Raw genomic sequence first — 20,183 nt, forward strand, 5'->3', positions numbered from 1 at the left:
TCCTACTTCACTAAGCCATGTTGTTTTGCTTCCGCCAGTAACGACTCACGAAAATCTGGGTGTGCGATGTTAGCTAACGCATGAACGCGTTCAGAGACCGTCATACCACGCAGGTTTACTGAGCCGTATTCCGTCGCCACGATATGTACATCGTTACGAGGTGTGGTAATCGGCGTGCCCACTGGCAATGACAAACGAATATTCGACTCTAAGCCGTCTTTGCCTTCACGCGTTGCTGCCAAGGCTAAGATGCTGACGCCGTTTTTCGCCATGTTCGCTGCTCGTACAAAATCTAACTGACCACCCGATCCCGAAATCTGGCTAAAGCCCGCACCTTCAGAAGCAACTTGACCAACAAGGTCGATCATCAAACACGTATTAATGGAGACAAAATTATCGTTCTTAGCGACTTCATACGGGTTAACGACTTCGCTCATTGAGCCCATCTCGATGTCTGGGTTGTTGTGCAAAAAGTCCATGACTTCTTGAGGGCCCGCCGCGAATGCCGCGACGATCTTGTTTGGCATGTGATTCTTTTTAGTGCCAGACACCGCACCGGCTTTACACATCTCCATGAGAGATTCCGTAAACATCTCTGTATGAACACCTAGGTCTTTACGGTCTCGAAGCGCCATACCCATCGCATTTGAGATGGTTCCAATACCAATTTGTACCGTCATTCCATCTTTGATGTACGGGCTAACGTGTTTTGCAATTTCGGTCTCTAGATCTGAAGGCTGGCCAGCTTTAGGTGACGCGATACTATGATGGCCTTCGACTAATGCGTTCGCACAATCGACATGCACGATATTGTCTTCATTGCCGATAAAAGGTTGCTGTTCATTAACAACAAAAATTACTTTAGAAGCATGTTTCAGCGCCACCTTCGTTGCTACGCCGCCACACGCGCCTAAGCTCACAAAACCGTCTGCATTCGGTGGTGTTACTTCAACGACAACCGTATTTGGCTGCAGTTTTTCAAAAATATTTTCGAAATTAGAGAAATGAAAGTTGGTCACTTCTACGTTGCCTGTGCTTTGCAGCTTTCTTTCAATTGGCCCCATGAAGAGACTGATATGCTTGAAGTTCCCTCGATATTGAGGCTTCAAGAACTCGAAGGGAGTCGTCATCAAACCTGTGTAGATTTCACAATCACTGAATAGGTCGAGGTGTTTATCCAACTCCTTTAGAAAAACAACTGGAATGGACAGTAAGCCTCCTGCCCAGATTTTGTCACCTGATGCGAGTTTGCCTACCGCAGACTCTAACGAGAGTAGTTTTTCGCTATGGATCTCTTGCCAATTATTCATTATGTAGTTCTCATTATACTTTGCATAACAGGCTAAATTTTGAATATTACTTTTCCATTAAAACCAAAACTTGTATGTTATGCATGAACGTAGGGTACAGGTAAATATCCTTTTCACGGCATTCAGAATACAATTTCCCTAGGCTTTAACTTTGCAATTCAGGACAAGAAATTCACTATTCTGGACAATTAATCACTTTGTGTTTTTGATCACATCTCCGATTTATAAGGTCATAAAATGGCATTGGAACAACGCTTTCATAACTCCCTTTCAGTTCACGCTGGCTGGCAAGCCTTGCTCGCTTTAACAGCAAAAGAGCATAAAGTGGAGAGTCAATTTTTTCCGCCAAAGCGTAAGAATTCAGATGGCCGATTGCATTTCCACGACCTTCGTGAAGAGTTAGTAAAACTGTGTGAATATACCGATGATGAGCTGATCCCCGTAAGAGCCTCGAAGCACGTTACTCCCTTAACCTTTGGCAGTTACTCCCTAGCACTATGGACTGCTCCAAACCTCGAGGCGATGCTAAAAACTGCGGCTGAATTCTCGTTCATTATTGCGTCACCTATCCGGCTTCAATATCGAGAAAATAAGCAAGGTAGCGCCGAGTTGTGGGTACTCAACAGCGAACCTTTTAGCCAAGAAAGCCACGTCACCTACCTTGGCGTAACAATGCTGATCGCCACACTCATTTACATCATCAAGCATGTGATCCTCAGCGAAGACATCGAAGTGAGCGTCAAACTGATTGAGCACAAATTCTCTCCCGAGCGCACCGAACAACTCGAGCAGTTAACGGGAACAAAAATTACCGCCGGACACCCTATAAGAAAGATCGCTATCGACAAAAAGCATCTTCGTAAACCTTTAGATAATTACGATGAAGGGATCTATTTTTCGGCACTGAACCTACTGAGAAAAGACGCAGAGTCCCTAAAGAAAGGCGACCTGATTCTCCAGATCTACAATGCGCTCAATCAAGCGAATAACTTGGAGAACGTTTCGGGTGAGAGCCTTGCTCAGTCGCTCAACATGAACATCCGAACGTTGAATAGAAGGCTTGCTGAACTCAACACAAACTATCGAGGCGTAGTCGAAAAATACAAGCTAGAAAAAGCACTGCACTTGTTAGAAGACCAACACATCAACATGACCGAGATTGCCTACCAACTCGGCTTTGCTGACTTGAGCACTTTCTCACGTGCTTTTAAGAGATGGACGGGACTAAGTCCAATAAAATTAAGGCGAAGTCAGAATATCACCTAGGTAAAGACTGATCTAAATCAACGTTACATTCGATGGCATATTCGGCAAAACTTTTGTCCTAAAATGCAAAGTTAGCACGTTCGTCCCTTGCTTTAATATCACCAGTACTTGCTTGGTTAACACCCAATGCATTCAATTATTGGAGATTAGATTATGTTAAAACAAGAGCATAACGTGCTTTTTGAACCGATGAAGATCGGCTCTTTAAAGCTAAAGAATCGTTACTCTATGGCCCCGATGGGCACCTTAGGTTGTGTCGATGGTGATGGTGCGTATAACAGCCGTGGCGTTGAATATTACGTTGCTCGTGCTCGTGGTGGTGTTGGCCTGATCATTACCGGTGTGCAAATGGTAGAAAATGAACTTGAACAGTTCCCTATGCCTTCCCTTCCATGCCCAACCAACCATCCAACCGCTTATATCCGCAGCGCAAAAGAGATGACCGAACGTGTTCATACCTACGGTACTAAAATATTCGCACAGCTTACCGCTGGTTGGGGACGCTCTTGCATTCCGGGCTTCACTCCTGAAGACAAATCCATTGCGCCTTCTGAAGCGCCGAACCGCTTCGACCCTTCAATCACTCACCGTGAACTGACCACTGAAGAAGTAAAATATTTCATCTCTAAGTTTGTTGAGTCGGCTGCTATTGCTCAAAAATCAGGTTTTGATGGTGTAGAAATACACGCGGTTCATGAAGGCTACTTACTTGACCAATTCACAATGGAATTTTTCAACCAACGTACAGACCAATACGGTGGCAGCTTCGAAAATCGTTATCGCTTTGCGGTAGAGATTGTTGAAGGTATCAAAGCTGTTTGTGGCAAAGACTTCCCAGTATCACTGCGCTACTCCGTTAAAGGCAATATGAAAGGTTTCGGCCAAGGTATCCTTCCGGGCGAGCGCGCTGAAGAAGTGGGTCGCGATATGGAAGAAGGCCTCAAAGCGGCTGAATACCTGCAAAGCGCAGGGTTCGATGCTCTGAACGTTGATGCCGGCACCTATGATTCATGGTACTGGAATCACCCGCCAAACTACTTCCAACCGGGCATGTACAAACCCTACTGCAAAGCCGTTTCAGAAGTGGTCGATATTCCCGTATTAATGGCTGGCCGTATGGAGAACCCAGACCTCGCTTCGCATGCTGTTCAAAATGGCATTTGTGATGGCGTGTCACTGGGTAGACCCCTGCTCGCCGATCCAGACACGGTGAATAAGATCCGACGAGGTCGTTTTGAAGAAGTTCGTCCTTGCTTATCTTGTCACCTTGGTTGCCTAGGTCGTATGGCTGAAGTGGGTAACCTATCTTGCGCGGTTAACCCAAGCTGTGGACGAGAAGAAGAGTTCAGATTACTACCAACGCACAAAACCAAAAAGGTCGTCGTTGTCGGTGGTGGTGTTGCGGGAATGGAAGCCGCTAGAATTGCTTCTGAGCGCGGACATGATGTAGTCCTTTTCGAAAAAGGCAGCCAACTGGGTGGCAATGTCATCCCGGGAAGCCAACCTCCATTCAAGCATGATGATAAAGCCTTGATTGCGTGGTTCAGCGGTGAAATGACTCGACACAAGGTAGACGTAAAACTCAATTCAGCGGCAGACAAAGCATCGATTGAAAGCGAAAAGCCAGACAGTGTTATTTTCGCTACCGGCTCTCGCCCAACTCAACCTAACTGGTTGGAAGGAAAAGATAAGCCGCACGTTTTAGTTGCCGAAAATATGTTGATGAACCCTGAACTAATTACAGGCGACAAAGTCTGTGTGATTGGCGCGGGTTTAGTGGGCGCAGAAGCCGCTCTATGGATGGCTCAACAAGGTAAAGCGGTCACATTAGTTGAGGCATCAGACGATATCATTGGCGGCCCTCACGGTACCTGTTTTGCTAACTACCAGATGTTGAAAGAGCTTCTAGTCAAAGAACAAGTGAACGTTCTTACTTCAACACGATTAGAGCGAATCACCGATACGGGCGTTTGTCTAAACATTGAAAACAGCAGTGTTGAAATGCTTTCCGATCACGTTGTGCTAGCGCTTGGCTATAAAGCTGAAGATCACTTGCATGAAGAACTTGCGAATCAACTGGATGTTGATGAAGTATTCAATATCGGTGACAGCCAAAAAGCAAGAACGATCATGGCCGCTATCTGGGATGGCTTTGAAGTAGGTCGCACGCTTTAAGTTAGTCGTACCTCTTAAAGTGAGTCGTACATTTTAATTTAGTCCCGCTTAGTTAAAACACCGAAACCAAACATGGACGTTTGGTTCCTGCCTCTCACTGTATCTTTCCTTAAGTGCCCTCCTCACTTTCGTCTCGTTACATCAAAACGAGATAATTCTTCAACTTTACAGTTTTTTCTTTAAAAATTATCCAATTAGCTAGCGAAACCTCTATCTGTGTATTTTACTTAAAATAGTGCAACCACGATTCACGGATGATAAAAATGGCTAACAAAAAGAACGTCAAAGCAAACAAGAAAAATACAGAAATCAAAAATAAGAAAAGTAACGAGATAGAACAAAAGAAACCAACACAAAAAAAGAAGCGCAGACTGCATTCACATCTAAAAGTGAATATCCCACTTTTTCAGTCACTCATGATGATTTTGCCATCATTGGCTAAACACGCTGCTGCAGAAAGTATAGACAATTCCAGCGACGCTGCAGATCAAGTAACCGCAAATAACGTGACCGAAAAAGATGTCACCGATGACCATAGCAAGGCGGACTCATCAGCGGTTGCTCTCCAAGAAGCTCAGACGAATGACAACGACGTAAACTCAACCTTAAGTGCAAGTCATGCCGCCCATGGTTCGAGCTCTCACTTGGTTCCTTCTCATCATTTATCGACGCTTTCTCACCCGCAAGTCCATTACATTCCTTCGGTATCGATGCCGACTATCTCCTCAGGAAGTAACGGTCAGCCGACTCATTCAAATGCGCCGACGACACCCGCTTTACCCGTCACCTTCATGCCAGAAGTCATAAAAGGTACGTACGGAGAGCTTCATGTTGATGCAAATGGTCAATACACATTCATATTGAATCCAAATTCTCCTCAATACATCCTGTTAAATCAGCACCAACCAGGTACTGACCATTTTGCGTTACATCTATCTAATGGCTCGAGCATCATTGTCCAGATACCAGTAACAGGTAAGCAAGACACGCCAAGTATTTCTGGAGACTTAACAGGTGTCGTAACAGAAGATCACAATATTGATTCACAAGGCTTGTTACATGCGAACGGCAAAATCGATGTCATAGACCCTGACCAAAATGAAAGTTCGGTTACACCGGAAGTTATCTCAGGTAAATATGGTTCATTAACTATCGATGCTGATGGACATTGGCAGTATCAAGTTGATAACTCGCTCTCTAATGTTCAAGCTTTAACCGCAGCCACTTCACTGCATGAAAGTTTCACAATTCACACCAAAGATGGCACACCGCAAACGATCGATATGACGATTGGCGGGAACGACGACAATGCCGTAATTACGGGTGTGGATGCTGGCACGTTAACTGAAGATTTAACGACACAAGTTCAAGGGCAGCTTTCGGTAACGGACTCTGATCTTGGAGAGGACCACTTTCAAGCCTCACAAGTGACTAGTAATTTCGGTACGCTAAGCATCACCAAAGACGGTGCGTGGACATACAGTTTAGACAACAATAACCCAGTAGTTCAAAGACTTGGCCAAGGTTCAACTGCGACAGACATCGTCACTGTTCACTCAGCTGATGGTACAGCGCATCAAGTTATGGTTACGATTAATGGCACTAACGACAAAGCAGTTATTGGTGGCACCAACTCCGGTTCGGTGACTGAAGAGTCTCAGCTTCAAACCTCTGGTACGTTGACTGTCACTGATATCGATACTGGCGAGGCACATTTCTCCAACACAGATATAGTAGGCAACTTGGGGACTCTACATCTGACCGACTCAGGTGCTTGGACTTACGACCTCGATAACACAAATCCTATCGTTCAAGCGTTAGGCGTGAATAAAACAGCCACTGATACTATTACTGTCCATTCTGCTGACGGCACGCCGCATCAAGTTACGATTACGGTAAATGGCACCAATGATACTGCTGTGATTGGTGGCACCAACTCAGGTGCGGTAACCGAAGAATCTCAATTGCAAACATCCGGTACGTTGACTGTCACTGATGTAGATACTGGCGAAGCACACTTCTCAAACACAGATGTTGCAGGCAGCTTAGGGACTCTACATCTGACCGATTCTGGTGCTTGGACTTACGACCTCGATAACACAAATCCTACAGTTCAAGCGTTAGGAAAAGGAGCAACCGCCACCGATACTATTACCGTTCATTCTGCTGATGGGACGTCACATCAAGTAACGATCACAGTGAATGGCACCAATGATACTGCGGTGATAATGGGGACATCGACAGGCGATGTCCATGAAGGACACACTTTTACCGCGCTAGACGGCAGTATGACTGGCGGTTATGTTGATGACCGTTCACCTGATCATCAGCACGGAAACATAGGGAAATTGTGGAACGATGAAATCCATACCGATGGCCACCTATCGGTAGTGGATGCTGATGCCGGTGAAAGCTATGCCCAAACAGGCACTTATTACGGCACTCATGGTCGTGTCATACTTCAAACTAACGGGGACTGGACCTACTATGCTTCCATCGGCCAAGATGCAACCGGCAGAGCTATTGATCATCTGGGTAAAGGTGAATCACTAACCGATACTGTCACCGTTAGATCTGCAGATGGCACCACACACGATATCGTTGTCACCATTCATGGCGATAACGACCGCCCATACTGTTCTTCAGAAGTGCAGCTCAACAGCGGAAAAGAAGATCTTGCCCAAACCCTCACTGCAACTGAGCTATTGGCAAACACCATAGATGTAGATACCAATGACTTAGGCAAACTGACGATTACGAATCTTCATGCCGATCATGGATCTATTCTAGATAATCAAGACGGTACCTTCACTTTCACACCAACCAAAGACTACAACGGCCAAGTGCACTTCACTTATGACGTGACAGATGCGCATGGTGGTATCACTGCAACAGGCGCGAATTTACACTTACAAGCAACTGGCGATGCTGCGACTATTACTGGAATTGATCAAGGGAATGTGACAGAAGATCGTGGTTATATTGATACACAATATAATCTTCATTTTGATGGAAAATTAGATATTGTTGACCCCGACCAAGGTGAAGCTCAGTTTGATATTCAAAGAGGCCACACCTATCACGGAATTGGCTATGATACAAAAATGGGTGGGTGGGTACTTTTACAACAAGATGGTACTTATACTTATACAATTGATAATCGTAAACCAGAAATTCAAAATCTTGGGTCAACAGAGACTCTTGTCGATAAGGTGACAATCCACAGTGTCGATGGAACAAGTCATGAAATTCAGATCACAATCCACGGTACAAATGATGAGCCTAAGGTTTCTTCGGTAACAACTCTTCCTGCAGGAACTGAAGATACAGATGTCGTTCTACACGCTTCTGATTTACTCGCCAACGCTACAGACATCGACCACAATGATGCAGGGCAACTCTTAGTGGCCAACCTCACCGCCGACCATGGCAAAATCACCGATAATCATGACGGTACTTTTACCTTTCATCCTGCCCTAGATTACAATGGGAAAGTCTCTTTTAGCTATGATGTAAAAGATGCACATGCTGGCAGTACAGCGACTTCAGCGAGTATGACGTTAGCACCAACCAGTGATGCAGCGGTTATTACAGGCTCCGGTTCTGGGGTTAAAGAGGATATCAATGTGGATATCTCGAGTGGGCATCTCCTTGGAGCTTCTGGTGTGTTCCATGTTGTTGACCCTGATGGTCCTGCACAGTCGCAATTCCCAGATGTGCTCTATGGTGGTATTTATCAAGGGTCTCATGGTGGAGATCTTCAGGTGAATAGTAATGGTAACTATTACTATCATATAAGTAATTATTTAGTACAACATCTCTCAGAGGGTGAAACACTCAAAGAGGAGTATACCATTCACAGCGTTGATGGAACTCAACACAAAGTGGAGTTTACCGTTGAGGGGACCAATGATAAACCCGTCCTCTCTGCCCAATCACAATCGGTAACTGAAGGTGGAACCCTTTTATCTGGCCAGATGCATGCCACGGATGTGGATACAAAAGACACGCATACATTCACTATTGATAAACCTGTAGATGGCTTAACCTTTAACAATGATGGTAGTTACACTTTTGACCCCTCCCATGCAAGTTATCAAAACTTGGGAGTAAACAATGACCAAGTTATACATGTTCAGGTAAAAGTGGATGACCATAATGGTGGTACGGATACGAAGACTCTAACGTTAGTTGTACACGGAACGAATGACAGTGCAACAATTGGCGGACAAGACACCTTTACTGTTCAAGAGGATCATAACCTTACCCTAAACTCCGGTAATACGATCATATACAACGGCCAATTGACCATTACTGACGCCGATGCTGGAGAAGATCATTTTGATGGGAATCTTCATCAAAACCAACAAACAGGCACATGGGATACCGGATATACAACACAGGAAGGTGGAAAACTCATTCTTCAATCCAATGGTTCATATCGCTATGAAATTGATAATAGCCTCGCAAAGATTCAATCTCTCGGTAGTAGTGAAACGTTAATTGATACTGTTACTGTACGTTCTGCTGATGGTACGCCTCATCAAATTCAAGTCACTATCCAAGGTGACAATGATGCTCCAGTTGTTAGCTCCGCAGTTACACTTACGGCTGGAACTGAAGATATAGATGTCGTTCTACATGCTTCTGATTTACTCGCCAACGCTACAGACATCGACCACAATGATGCGGGGAAACTCTCTGTAGCAAATCTTATCGCGGATCATGGAAAGATTACCGATAATCACGACGGAACCTTCACCTTTCACCCTAACCAAGATTACAACGGCAAAGTCTCCTTTACCTATGATGTGCAGGATGCACATGGTGGAAGTGTCGCTACATCAGCCTCAATAACTCTCACTCCCACCCGTGATTCTGCTGTGATTTCAGGCGATGATACTGGTTCAATTAAAGAAGATCATAATGTGGGTCACAGTTCATTACAGCCTGTCGTTGCATCGGGTTTGCTGAGTGTGACAGATCCTGATGCAGGGCAAGACCATTTTCAGGTCAATCTGTTATTAGGAGAACAGGCGATTCACGATCCCTTTGGTGGTTTTTTACGCATTACACCAAGTGGCGCTTGGGGATATGAAGTAGCCAATAGTCGCTTGCAATCATTAGCTGAAGGTGAAGTAGAAAAAGTTGTATATCGTGTTTACTCTGCAGACCACACTGCCCACGATATAACAATAACGGTGACAGGCACCAATGATAAGCCAACCATCACTGCGACGACACTTGCACATGGCACTGAAGACACACATTACCAAATGCAAGCCAGTCAGTTTGGATTCAGTGATATCGACACAGGCGATACGTTACATTCCATAGCAGTCACAGATCTACCATCAGCAACACAAGGTAAGTTTGTGCTTGATGGACACGATGTTACAGCGGGGCAACACATCCCTACAGCTGACATCAGTAAACTTCAGTTCGTTCCTGCGCAAGATTTTAATGGCGATGTTCAGTTTAAATATACTGTTAACGATGGGCATGTTGACTCACAAGAGGCTACTAACACTCTTCATATTGATGCCGTTGGGGACGCAGCAGTAATCACTGGAACTACAACTGGCGATGTCGATGAAGGGCATGGCACCTATCATGATCGGTCACCAAACTACGCACAGCCTGGGATGGCTAAATTAACCAATGACCCTTTATATACTGATGGCAAGTTAGAGATTATTGACCCAGACACTGGCGAAGCACAATTTGATACAAAAGGCGTAGGCTACTCCTACCATGGCACTTATGGTCAATTAATACTAAATGCCGATGGTAATTGGCATTATAAGGTTACCGTTGGTAGTAACCAACAAAACGTAGCCACAAAGATCGATCAATTAGGCGATGGGCAAGAATTAACAGATACGATTACCATTTATTCTAAAGATGGTACTGCGCAAGACATAGTCATTACCATTCATGGTGATAATGATAGACCTTATATCAGTTCTGAAGTAACACTTTCCACAGGCACAGAAGATACAGCTCTTACTTTCACCAAAGCTGATTTATTAGCCAATACTGTCGACGTGGATGCCAATGACGCAGGTAAGCTTTCCATTGAGAATCTGTTAGTCGATCACGGCTCTGTAGTCGATAACAAAGACGGCACCTACACTTTTACTCCAACCAAAGACTATAACGGCCAAGTTCATTTTAGCTATGACGTCACAGATGCGCATGGTGGAACGACTCATACAGGAGCAAACACGTCTCTTGCTGCTGTTAATGATGCCGCCACATTTGCCGGTGACTCCAGCAGCATAAAAGAAGATACAAACATTCACCACAACGCGCATATCACGGGGTCAGCAACTATTCCAGATGCCCTTTCTTGTCATGGGCACCTGATTGTTTCTGACGCTGATGGTCATGGCGAAGCTGCATTAGATCTTAAGGGGCAACCGAAAATATCTCTGGATGGAACCTACGGTCATTTCGACATCACTAGTACTGGGATATGGGTTTATAAAGCAGACAACAAGAGTACGCAGATTCAAGACTTAGACAATGGACAAACACTCACAGATAGCATTGAAGTCACATCAAAAGACGGTACCAAGCATTCAATAACCGTCACGATTAATGGGACCACCGACGATCCTGTTCTACACAGCCTCAGTGATTCTGGTGTTCAACATAGTGGTCCAGTTGAAGGGAATCTACTTACTGGCTCTGGGACGGATCAAGGATTGAGTGGTGCAGCAACAGACACCGATTCCAACGCACATCTGGTGTTGCAAGATATTCAAATAAAAGACCCGGTGTCAGGTTATGTCGCGGTAAGGCCGGGGCAACCACATACTATGGCCGGTATCGGTACACTCGCGATCGAAGCGAATGGTCATTATACCTTCACCCCGGAAGCTGGCTTTACAGGTAAAGTGCCAAGTATGGTTTATCGCGTCGGCGATGATGGCGGTAACCCAATAGGAGACTCTTCTCAAAATTCTCTCTCTATTGAAGTCACCCCTCCTCTACAACATGCACCAACGGTGACAGGGCAAACCGTTTCTACAAATGAAGACATCACCAGAACCTTTACAACCAGTGAATTTGGTTACAGTGATCAAGATGGCGACACGTTACAGTTCGTGACTATTAGCAGCATACCGAGTCATGGATTATTACTTCTAAACGGTAACGCCGTAACCGCCAACCAGCAAATCAGCAAGGCTGACTTAGACGCAGGCCATTTAACTTTCACGCCGATCAATAATGAAAACGGCGCCAACTATGCGCAATTTACATTTACTGCGAATGATGGCCATAAAAATTCGGCAAACGCAACGATGGTAGTGGATGTCAATGCAGTCAATGATGCACCTATCGTTGGATCGAGTTTTATTAGTTCTTTAGAAGATAAGCCTCATGCGTTCACCACCGCAGACTTTAAATATTCTGATATTGATGGAGATGCGTTAAACCACATCACGATTACCAATGTCGCCCATGGCGTGTTATCGCTGAATGGCACCACAGTGAATGTTGGTGATGACGTCAGCGCCTCCGACGTTTCATCACTCATCTTCACCCCAACTCACAACTACTTTAGTTCTGGTGTCAGCGGATTAGGAGGGGTGCAATTTACCGCAAACGATGGTCATCTTGATTCAAAAGAAGGGTCAATACTCATTAATATAGCGAGTGTCGCTGACCCTGCAACATTCAGTGGAGACTCCACAGGAGTGGCCAAAGAAGACATAACACTTCAAGCTTCAGGTACGTTGACGGCGAGTGATCCTGATGGAACAGCAGGGTTTACCGCGGTACAGGGTGGAGCTGGAATAGCCGGAAGCAAAGGCTATGGGCACGTTCATATCGATGTAAATGGTCACTGGACTTACGACCTTGATAACAACCATCCTATAGTTCAACAGCTTGGCGAAGGTCAGACAGACACTGAAACCATCACGGTTCAATCTGCAGATGGCACGCACCATGATATCGTGGTTACCATTACCGGAACCAATGACGCACCGATTCTCGGCGTTAACCAAACATCATCAACGACAGGCACATTAACAGAGACAGATGTAGACGTTAATGACACTCATACGTTCTCTGTCGTCAGCTCTGCGGGTCAGTTCGGTTCACTGTCCGTCGATCCAAACACTGGTGACTACGTCTACACACCAAATACGTCTATCACAGGGATGAGTTATAACTCTGCCACCAACTCCTATCATGGTGTCGATGTATTCGAAGTAAAAGTCAGTGACGGCCATACTGAAGATTCGAAATTCATCACCTTTGATGCCTCGGGACATGTCACCATGTCACCAACGGGTGGCCTAGTCATATCAACCACCGTGCCTCAACAACCTACGGTTACAACGACACTACCAACCTTGCTAATGGTCACCAACGTAGCGCCAACAAACTCGGTGACATTGAATTTGGCATCAACGAGTGACTCGGGTTCGTCGAACACTGACAACCTGACCAACGACACTACGCCAACGATTACAGGACACACTGATATTCCATTCTCGAAAGTCACTATTTACGATGGTTCCACACCCGTTGGACACGCGGTGTCTGATGCCTCTGGCCAATATAGTGTTGCCGTAAGCAGCTTATCGGAAGGCGATCATAATCTATCCGCCAAAGCGTTGGCTCCTTCGTCAGTGCTACCGGCTACCTCTTCGCTTCTTTCCGTCCATATAGATACACAAGTACACGTCGGTATTCAAACAGACCCAATTACCGCCGACAATGTGATTAATGCTCAAGAATCCAACAGCTCCATTGACATCACCGGATCCGTTTCTGGCGATTATAATGCAGGAGACATTGTGACTTTAGATGTAAATGGGACACAGCATACTGGCGTGGTCGATGCAAAAGGACACTATTCAATTGCCGTACCTGGCAGTGAACTCATTGCCGATGCTAACCAAAAAATAGAGGCATCAGTAGCGGTAACAGATACCGCAGGTAATAGCGCTCATGCCACTGCAGATGTTACTTACCAAATCGATACACAGGTTAGCGTTCCTACGATTACCTTTGAAAACGCTGGGGCAGACAACTTATACAGCAAAGCTGAAATCGCCCGAGGACAAGCAAACACGATCACTGCAACCGTTACGCCTCCTGGTGATGCCAAAATCGGAGAGCATCTTGTCGTTAACGGACAAGATCATGTATTAGATGCTCATACTCTGCAGCATGGAATACAAATTGAAGTTCATCCCGGTTCTAATGTACAAGCAACAATGACTGACGAACACGGTAATACCGCAGGTAGCCAAGGTTTCGCTGCAAGCGCTATTCCTGAACCTATCATTGTCAGACCACCATCGGGAAGCCACCAAGTATCTGGCACGCTTGGGGTCCCACCACTATTACCATCGTTAACTCCGGTACCAACAGCACAAAGCGGTTGGCGAATCCATTTACCTAACGGACAGTACGTCACTAGTCATCATGGCCAATACGGGACATTAACCATTGACCCTCAGACTGGTCATTTACATTATCAAGAGCAAGCCCAAGTTCACACGGGCCCTCATGGCAGCGCTTCTGGTATAGGTCAACATGAAGATAAATTTGAAGTGGCATTGCAAGGGACAAATCAAGATGAAGTTGTCGCCCATGTGAATATCCAGATACTCAGTCATGGGCCTGGACATAGTGGAAAGCTGACAGTTGGAACTGAAGTGGTTGATATGACAATCACACCTTTGGTCCATACATCACACCCTGCTCCCCCACCACCGCCTCCTGTTCAACATGACGAGCCAGACATGGCTTCACAAGCCGACTTTACCGTCACTCTAAGCGATGATAGTAATCTGGATTTAACCCAGCAGACCCATCAAGAACCCGATCACAAAACCAGTCACCATGGTGCAGCCGCTTATCTGGATGCATTGGGCATTAAACCCGATGCGACATCGACAACGGTTCACGATCAACCTGCGGATATGGATATCATACTTGCACAAGTCGACCAACCAGATGCAACAACACATGACCAAGCGCACTTGGATATGTCAGACGCGCTGGAACACCATGATGCAAACATCAACCATAACCAAGATGATGAGCACCATCATCACAACGACGTAGACGGGCTGCCGGACATTGATCCAAATAGTTAACCGATAACGAGTGACCAAACAGAAGGGAGCACATAATGTGCTCCCTTTTTATTATTTGCTGTTGTTATTCGTTTACTATCAGCGACTCTTTATAACGATTACCTTTCACCAAATGCGACACTGACATTGGTGTAGATCGGTTTCCATAAATACTGGAATACAGATTTCTCACCCGTAGTAATATCTACCTCCCCCGTCATACCTGGCAAAATAGAAAAGCTTTCAGGATTATCGCGGAAGTATGGCGTATCAACCGACACGACGACTTCATAATAGATCTCGCCACGTTCGCTTTGACTTGTGGTCGGTGAAATACTCTCAACCGCCCCTTTTAGCGCACCGAAGCGGCTGTAATCAAACGCATCAATCTTAATACGAGTCGGCTGCCCTACACTCACAAAACCAATATCTCTTGGCGATAAACGAGCTTTAAAGTCGGCTTTCCCACCAACAGGAACGATTTCAACCACAGTGCCACCAGGCTGAATAACACCACCGTTTTGCGTGCTTGGCAGGCTTTGCACCAAGCCTTGTAGCGGTGACACCAACATAGTGTTGGTCAATTTAGCTTGGCTTGAACGAACTCTAGCATTCAATGCTGATAAGTCAGATACGGCTTTAGAACGATCGTCGCTGACCTTCGCCTTCGCCTCTGCTAAAAGCTGTTCAATTTTTTGCTCTGTACTGTCTGCTTGCTTGATTAACACAGCTTTCTTACCACGAGCTTCTTCGATTTTCTGTTCGATACTGGCCAGTTTTTGTCGCATTTCAAGCACACGTAAGCGTGAAATGTTACCCGCTTTATAACCCTTTTCCAGTATGTTCAACTCTTGCTTGGTCGCATTCAGCTCTTTCTCATAGCTAGGCAATGACTTGTCTACACTACGAAGCTGCTCCGCAATTTGTTCGCTCTCTTTCTCAAGCACCACACGCTTTTGGAAGTAGAGGGCTTTTTGCGCGTTCAGCTGCGCTTTTTGTTGGCTGACGATCTCTGGGTAATTGACCTCAAACTCAGCAAGGTTAGGCTCACGTTGCTCAAGCAGCGCATTCATACGTTCCACACTGGCTAGAAGCGTCACTTGTTGGGACTTTAGCTCTTCAAGGGCGGTACGCTGGAAAGTGGCATCAAACTCAACAAGCGGCTGGCCTTTCTCAACCAACTGCCCTTCTTTAACGAGAATTTGCTTTAACTTACCGCCAATCGCGCTTTGTAATACTTGCTTCTCGCCTTCTGGAATCACAGCACCTTTGGCTTTGGCGATTTCATCAACTTGAGTGACTACAGACCAAGTGGCAAAAGCAATAACACATAAGGCAACCGACCATGTGGCCAGCGCCAATGTACGAGCCGTATTTTGTGATTCAACAAGTTCACCGTAGCGCTTGCCCTTCTCGATAGATTGTTTAGTCATTAGCGACTCCTTGCTTAGACTTTGATTGTTCTTGTTGGGCTGCATTTTGTTGAGCAGACGCCTCTTGAGTTGACGGCTGTAGCTCTTGAGATAACGGTTGCTCAGATAACTGCGGTTCTTGAGAAGCTTGAGGCTCTGAAGGCTGTTCCTGCTTCAAAGACTGCTCCGGCTCTAATGGACCGGCATAAACCACTGCACCTTCATTTAATACCACCACTTTATCGGCAAGCTTGATTAAATCCGGATCGTGGGACGTGTAAATCACCGTTGCTTTTCCTTTTTTCGACTGCACAAACTCACCAAATATACGTTTAGCATTTGGGTGAGCATCAGGCACAGGATTATCCATTAAGAACATTGGGTAGTCATAAACCAGCGCTTTCGCGTCAATGAGGATCTGCGCGACGCTGCCAGACAACATGTCAAAAAGGCTGTCCGGCTGAATACTGCTGATGGAAGTATCGAGCCCACCTGATAATGTCTCGAACCAACGCTTTCCGCCGACCATTTCAATTGCAGAGATCATTTTCTGATCTTCGACTTTGTGACCGTCGTTTAGCCACTCTCGAATACTCAGCGTAAGCAAATCAGGATATGCGGCTCGAATGAAACACCAGTGGCGATAAAGCTGCGGATCGTATTGAACGAGGTTAACGCCTTCAAGCTCGACCATGCCGTTTTGGATAGGCTGCAAGCCAGACAGCACTTCAATTAATGTTGATTTACCGCTCCCAGAAGGGCCGGTAATCGCGACAATTTCACCGGCTTCAATATCAAAACTCACACCATTCAAGGCCGGGCGACTCTGTTTGGGATAGCGCAGCGTCACTTGGTCTAATTTCAAGTTAGGCGCTAACACGGGTAACGGGTGATGCTGGTAACTGAATTCACGCTCAGACGGCTGAGACAAAATACGGTTCACTTGCAGCTTGGATTGATTAAAGCTATTAAAACGCATCGCACTGTTTGCCAACACCTGAGCAGGACCCGTCACTTTAGATATCAACATCATTGAAGCAATCAAACCACCAGGGGTCATCACTTGTTCAAAAATAAGTCCTATACCTAACCCCATCACGGCGAGTGTCGATCCCACACCAATAAAATAGTAAATCGAGGTGTACCGACTCTGGAGAACCGATTGATTAAAGGTCACTGTTGAAGCAAGAAGATTGGCCTTTTTGAAGCGTTGAATCCAGTGCTCTGAGAATCCAGCACTGCGAATAAAGGCAAGCTTGGATGACAGCTCATTAGTCATGTTTTGACGATTCGTACCTGCCACTGTCGATTGCATCGAGCGCTTGCTGCTAGAGCGTATCGAACGTTTTGCTAACAAGTAATAAAGGATTAAAGAGACGACTGGAACCAGTACCAACCATCCACCTAAAACACCTATCGCAAGTACAAAAATAAGAATGAATGGTAAGTCAAATAACGCATTTCCTAATGGCCCCGATAGCACACCTGAAATACGCTCTGACAACATCACTTGGTTTTGCTGACTAGAAGAAGCTGTTTGCTGATTTTGAGCATAGCTATTACGAAGCAGACGCTGCACGAGGGATTGAGAAATCTCACGACTTACTCGGTTGGAAACTGAAGCAAACACTCGGCTACGTAATGTTCTCAACCAACCCATCATCACAAACAACAACGCCGCGCCAATGGCGATACCTTGCAACTCATGCCCAGCATCACCACCAATCACATGGTCATAAATCGACATCGTGATGAAGGGAACAGCAAGCGCAAATAAGTTAGTGATAAAGCTGACCAACAACAATTTAGGAATGATGGGACGAAACGCATGTAACCTTTCGCCAACCCAATCAGGAGAGGCCTTCTCTAGTGGTGGCCCTTCGATAACAATACAAAACTGAGGGACATCGGTAATGTCGTCATTGGCATTAAAGGCAACAAATTGCTTGGATTCTAAATGACCAGAGACCAGCTCATGTTCACCAAGTACCAGTAAGACCAATTTATGTTCACCAACTTCATCTAGGTTGGCAACCAAGCGATAAGGCAGTGCAAGCCTGTCGAACAAGGCAAACATATCGTCGATTGATTCAATGCCATTTTCATCGACCCATTGATGTGCGAACAACTGGATATTAGCATTAACTTCCAATTGCTTAAGAACGGAAAGGCTCTCGGTTTCTAAATGATTCATCACCTCTTGTCGACCGCTGGTATCTGCACGGTTGTTCGTACCTGAAGGGTTACCAATATCTAAACGATTCATACGACGGCCTCCTGATTGCTCTCGCTGTCGACCGTAATAGCTCGACTTTCCACTGTAATGATTCGATTGGCAAATTCGCGAAGTTTAGAATGGTAGCTCACCATCAGTATCGTCCGTCCTGCCGCCACTTCTTCTTCCAACACCTTCGCTAGGTTTCCAAGGGCATCTAAATCAAGCGAGGAATCTGGCCTTTCTAACATGATAATGGGCTTATCACTTGCCAGTTGAGTCGCGATATTGAGCATTTTCACGTTACCCATACTCAGCAGAGACGCACTCGTATGGCCAATTTGTGTCTCTAGTCCATCGGGTAATCGAGTGATTTCCTTGATTAAACCCAAACGCTTTGCATAGTCACTGGCGCTTTGTGTTTTCTCAGGGTCAAAGCCACACAAGTTGTCGAGAATAGTACCTGACACCAACTGCCCTTTAACGCCACAGTAGGCCGCAATATTGGTTACGGATGCGATTGAAACTGCAGCTCCGTTAATGAAGCACTCACCCGCTTTCAGATCATCAATACCTGCAATCGACGACAATAAATGACTGTTGGTGTGGCGGTCTTCACTCTCTAACAATACCAACTCACCTTTATTCAATATGACATCTGCATGAGCGAGTTCACCGTATCTTTCAACGGTCGCTTGCTTGATTTCCAACGTCTCAAAGTCAGATAAGTGGTTCTCAACTTGCTCAGAATCTGAAGATTCCGATAATGATAAGTCACTCAATTTTTCTATTGCCTGATTGGCACTGTGTATTGAATTAAGCTTGATTCTAACCCCAACCAGAGCACTCAAAGGCGCAACCGCTCTGCCAGATAAGATAGAACATGCCGCCAAGCCACCAGTAGTTAACTGACCATCCAACACCCATAAGCTGCCCGTGATCACCAGTAAAACTGACGTAGCTAGTGCAGCAAGCTGAATACATTCTTGGGCGAAGGCGTTCTGTTCTTCTTCTCTCGCTTTAGACTGAGAGCGAACATTATTGAGGGATTTAAACTGATTAAAGATTCGAGACTCAACGGCCTGGCGTTTGATTCCCTGAATGGTTTGGCTTAGCAAAATCAAAAACGCTTTTCGCTCCTGCTCATCTTGGGAAGCCTCTTCACTTAAGCTTTTAACACGAATAGAAGATAACCAAACGATTCCAAGAGTAATCAGCCAAACTGCCAAAGGTATCGCCACCAGCTCACCGCCGATGTAAGCCACCAAGCCCAAGAAGATCAAGGCAAAAGGCAAATCAATAAAGCCTGCAATCACACCACCGGAATACCAATCTTTGACTTTTGATACTGAGCCCAGCCCCTCTTCCACGCCGCCAACACCAATGTGGCGAAGATGTCCTGATGAAGCCGTTGTTACTCTTTCAACCAAGGTTTGATAGGTCGCTTTCTCGGTATTGCTGGCCGCGGCTGACAAAAGCCAAGTACGCACAAACCGGATCAATGCTTCCATGGCAACAGCCAACGCTGCACCCGCCAACAACAAAGTGGCAGTACCGTAACTTTGGTTAGGTAAAATACGATCGTAAATTTGTAAAACCGTTAACGGAACGGCGAGAGAGAGAAGATTTATGAGTAAAGAAGGCAGTAGGACTTTCCCCACCACCCCTTTGTTTTTCATTGAACTTGCGGGCATACACA

The 20,183-nt window shown here is 45.6% G+C and carries 7 protein-coding genes; 3 read left to right on the forward strand and 4 right to left on the reverse strand.

Annotation, left to right across the window (positions count from 1 at the left end):
• Nucleotides 1-2: 2 nt before the first annotated feature.
• A complete protein-coding gene (locus MSG35_RS00775; RefSeq protein WP_248382471.1) occupies nt 3-1,310 on the reverse strand; it encodes an acetyl-CoA hydrolase/transferase C-terminal domain-containing protein in 1,308 nt (435 codons plus the stop codon).
• Between the two features lie 237 nt (nt 1,311-1,547).
• Between MSG35_RS00775 and MSG35_RS00780 the strand changes: the two genes are divergently transcribed.
• The 3 genes from MSG35_RS00780 to MSG35_RS00790 all read left to right on the forward strand — a co-directional run bounded on the left by MSG35_RS00780 (nt 1,548) and on the right by MSG35_RS00790 (nt 14,878).
• Nucleotides 1,548-2,576 (forward strand): AraC family transcriptional regulator, encoded by a 1,029-nt coding sequence (locus MSG35_RS00780; RefSeq protein ID WP_248382473.1) that lies wholly within the window; start codon nt 1,548-1,550, stop codon nt 2,574-2,576.
• Nucleotides 2,577-2,729: 153 nt separating this feature from the next.
• Nucleotides 2,730-4,751 carry an FAD-dependent oxidoreductase gene (locus MSG35_RS00785; RefSeq protein WP_248382474.1) on the forward strand — a complete coding sequence of 674 codons (2,022 nt, stop codon included), beginning with the start codon at nt 2,730-2,732 and terminating at the stop codon, nt 4,749-4,751.
• 263 nt (nt 4,752-5,014) lie between these two features.
• On the forward strand, nt 5,015-14,878 hold the full coding sequence (locus MSG35_RS00790; protein ID WP_248382476.1) for a VCBS domain-containing protein: 9,864 nt from the start codon (nt 5,015-5,017) through the stop codon (nt 14,876-14,878).
• Between the two features lie 98 nt (nt 14,879-14,976).
• Here the strand turns inward: MSG35_RS00790 and MSG35_RS00795 are convergent, their stop codons facing one another.
• From MSG35_RS00795 to MSG35_RS00805, 3 genes are read right to left on the reverse strand one after another with little or no spacing between them, the layout of a single operon-like run.
• The gene (locus tag MSG35_RS00795; RefSeq protein WP_248382477.1) at nt 14,977-16,290 is read right to left on the reverse strand and encodes an HlyD family type I secretion periplasmic adaptor subunit; all 1,314 of its coding nucleotides are present in this window, start codon (nt 16,288-16,290) and stop codon (nt 14,977-14,979) included.
• Entirely contained in the window at nt 16,283-18,535 is a 2,253-nt protein-coding gene (locus tag MSG35_RS00800) for an ABC transporter transmembrane domain-containing protein (protein WP_248382479.1), read from the reverse strand. Before MSG35_RS00800 ends, MSG35_RS00795 begins: the two co-directional genes overlap by 8 nt.
• A complete protein-coding gene (locus MSG35_RS00805) occupies nt 18,532-20,178 on the reverse strand; it encodes an ABC transporter ATP-binding protein (RefSeq protein ID WP_248382480.1) in 1,647 nt (548 codons plus the stop codon). The genes MSG35_RS00800 and MSG35_RS00805 overlap by 4 nt, the downstream gene beginning before the upstream one ends.
• Nucleotides 20,179-20,183 lie beyond the last annotated feature (5 nt).

This window comes from Vibrio sp. 1CM23M (genome assembly GCF_023161755.1).
Lineage (GTDB): Bacteria > Pseudomonadota > Gammaproteobacteria > Enterobacterales > Vibrionaceae > Vibrio > Vibrio coralliirubri.